General features: G+C 56.9%; 3 protein-coding genes. 2 read left to right on the forward strand and 1 reads right to left on the reverse strand.

Translation table 11 applies throughout. The features are described from left to right. Positions 1-58 precede the first annotated feature (58 nt). Positions 59-1,342, reverse strand: coding sequence for an ISL3 family transposase (locus tag EDB94_RS01765; protein WP_045995197.1), 1,284 nt, complete (start codon positions 1,340-1,342; stop codon positions 59-61). A gap of 140 nt (positions 1,343-1,482) precedes the next feature. On the opposite strand from EDB94_RS01765, the gene EDB94_RS01770 reads away from it, so the two are divergent. Then, entirely contained in the window at positions 1,483-1,752 is a 270-nt protein-coding gene (locus EDB94_RS01770) for a metal/formaldehyde-sensitive transcriptional repressor (protein ID WP_011589742.1), read from the forward strand. 180 nt (positions 1,753-1,932) lie between these two features. Further along, positions 1,933-2,889 (forward strand): CDF family Co(II)/Ni(II) efflux transporter DmeF, encoded by a 957-nt coding sequence (dmeF, locus tag EDB94_RS01775; protein ID WP_011589743.1) that lies wholly within the window; start codon positions 1,933-1,935, stop codon positions 2,887-2,889. Positions 2,890-3,126 lie beyond the last annotated feature (237 nt).

Here is a 3,126-nt window from a genome sequence, read left to right on the forward strand (position 1 = left end):
GGGTATACGGATTTAATGGTTGATGGGGCACCTTCACCCCACCAACCTGATACCACCCTCAGATGGTTGATAGATTGACCCCGTAGTTGAGTTCCTCTGCGAAGTCCGGCAGTCCGTAACCGATGGTGTAGAACGGAGAGACCTTCGCAGTCGGGGCCTTCTTCTTGTGCTTCGTGGTGTAGAGCATTCGTGCCCGCATCACCTCGAACGAGTAACCACGCCCTTCACGGTTCTTGTCCTTGGCCAGTCGGTTGATGGACTCCGTGTAAGCGTTGGTGACGGGCATGTCCGTCTCGAAGTAGGTCATGATCTCTTCGCGCCAGTTGCCCACTGCCCTGACCAGATCGCTCCAGACTTCCTTCTGGCCCTTTGGAATGGTGGCTATCCAGTCATCCAGGGCGGCTTCTGCCTGTGGCCGGGTGGTGGCGTTCCAGATGCCGTAGAAGCGTTCCTTGTGCTCGTAGGCGGCCAGCAGTTGCGGGAATGCGCCTGTCCAGGTCTCCATGATGAGTCGCTCCCGGTCTGAGACTTCGTGAGCGCGTTTCAGCAGGATTTTCCGGTCTCCTTTGAGGGTTCGGCTCTGGGAGGGTTTCAGCTCCTTTCTGAGGCCCTTGCGCACCTTCTCCAAGGCATCGTTGGCCATGCGCACCACATGGAACTTATCGACCACGATACGGGCCTGTGGCAGCACCGCCTTGACCGCTGCCCGGTAGGGGTTCCACATGTCCATGCTGACGATCTCGACCTTCTGCCGGTCTTTCAGCTTCATCAGGTAGTTGGTCACCACGTCCTGACGGCGGGTGGCCAGCAGGTCGAGCAGGGTTCGCTCCTCGATGTTGGTCAGGATGCAGCGGTAGCGCTTGTTCAGGTACAGCTCGTCGATGCCCAGAATGCGGGGCGTCTCGAAGCGGTGCCAGCGCCCCAGAAACTCGGCGCGGGCGTTGAAGATGTCACGTACCGTCTTCTCGTCCAAGCCGGTCTGTGCCGCCACAAAGGTGTAGGGGTGGTTGAAGGATTCCTTCTCCACGTATTCATGCAGCCGCAGCGTCATGCGGAAGCCGTCCACCATCTCCGGTAGCTGGGGCCTGAAGGTGGTCTTGCAGGCCCGGCAGGTGTACCGGCGGCGGACCACCCAGAGGGTGACCCGCTTGCCGTGGATGGGCAGATCACGATAGGGAACATCACGCTTGCCGAACCGCACGAACTCACCCTGCACGCCGCATTCCTCGCAGGCGATGGGATCGGGCGCGTCCACCTGGAAGTGCATTTCGTCGTCGGTGGATTTGCAGCCCAGCACCTGGTACTCAGGCAGGTGCAGGATGTTGTCGGGCATTTCGGTCATGCGGCGTGCTCCTTACGGCTGGCGAGTGTCACGTTGGTGAGCTTCACCTACCTCTCCTCTCTTGCAAACAAGCATACTACCCCCTAGTATTTATATACTACCCTCCAGTATAGTTTTTGGGCCACTAAAGAGACGACTGCATGCACACGATCAAAGACAAAGCGAAGCTATTAACCCGCGTTCGGCGCATTCAGGGGCAGACGGCCGCACTGGAAAGGCAGCTTGACGAGGAGGGCGACTGCACGGCCGTGCTGCAACAGATCGCCGCGATTCGTGGGGCGGTGAATGGACTGATGGCAGCCATCATTGAGGGGCACTTGACTGATCACGTCGTCAGGGAACCCGAGTTGGAGCAGCGGCAACAAGACTTGGAAGCGGTGCTGCAGGTCATCAAGTCCTACCTCAAGTAGAACATCACGAGCTACAGCGTGGGTACCCTAGCTGTAAGAGGCGAACTTTGGCAGTGATTTAATATCCGCGCCCCTGAAGTTCTTGCGGAACCGGAGCTGTTAGCAGGGCTTCGCCATCAATCGCCACCACTTTCATTGGTCTTGCTGACCATAATTTTTATCAACTCGGAGTATTACAGTATGCATGGTCACAGGCTCGAAGAATGGCAACACAATCATGTTTTTGGTCAAGATCGTAAAAAATCCGGTGAAATACGCTCACTGATCGTCGTCGCTCTAACTGTCGTCATGATGGTTTGGGAAATTCTGGCCGGTGTCTTATACGGTTCGATGGCCCTCCTGGCCGATGGCCTTCATATGGGCTCTCATGCTGTCGCTCTGGGTATTGCAGCCTTCGCCTATGCATACGCTCGCCGCAACGCAGGCAATACACAGTTCTCATTTGGCACCGGGAAGGTCAATGCGCTAGGCGGGTTCACCGGCGCGGTCCTGCTGGCAGGCTTCGCCCTGTATATGGTGATCGAAAGCATCGACCGCTTCATCCACCCGGTAGAAATTTCGTTCAATGGAGCTATTTTCGTCGCCGTCATCGGCTTGATCGTCAATGGAGTATCGGCCTGGATACTGGGCGGGGAAGACCACGACCACGGGCATGGGCATGGGCATGGGCATGGGCATGGGCATCATGATCATAACCGTCGAGCTGCCTACTTCCACGTACTCGCCGATGCCTTAACTTCTGTATTGGCGATTGCTGCCTTGCTGGCCGGAAAGTATGCGGGCTGGGACTGGATGGACCCGATCATGGGTATCGTCGGCGCGTTACTTATCACTCGCTGGTCATGGCATCTGTTGAAAGACACCTCCCGCGTGCTGCTTGATCAACAGCGCAGTGACTTGGAGCACGACGTCAGACATGCCATTGAGAGTGACGATGCACGAATCAGCGATCTGCACCTCTGGGCCATTGGTCCGAATATTCACGCCGCCATCGTCTCGGTCGTGTCGCATGACCCGGAGGCGCCTGCCGTCTACAAGCAGCGTATCCAGGCTCAGTGCCCGTCATTAGTACACATTACAGTCGAGCCACAGCGCTGTCTCACTGGTCCGGAGAATACCGGCTCCAGGATACGATGAGCTGATTGAGCGGGCTGGGCCGAAATAGTCGGTTTTGGTACGGGCGAGGGAGTTGCTCTGCATTCAGCTTGGCCTCGCCCTCTCTCCAAGCCATGTAAGTGTCATTGTCCATACACGTTCCAGGCTTTGTAGGTACCTTAATGGCCTGAGTGACATATCAACCAAGGAATCCGATGAAGTGGGGAGTTGTTACCTCCCCATGATACCCAGAGATCAACCAGATATTCCGGATACCCG

Source organism: Marinobacter sp. 3-2 (genome assembly GCF_003751355.1).
In the GTDB taxonomy this organism is placed as follows: Bacteria; Pseudomonadota; Gammaproteobacteria; order Pseudomonadales; family Oleiphilaceae; genus Marinobacter; species Marinobacter adhaerens.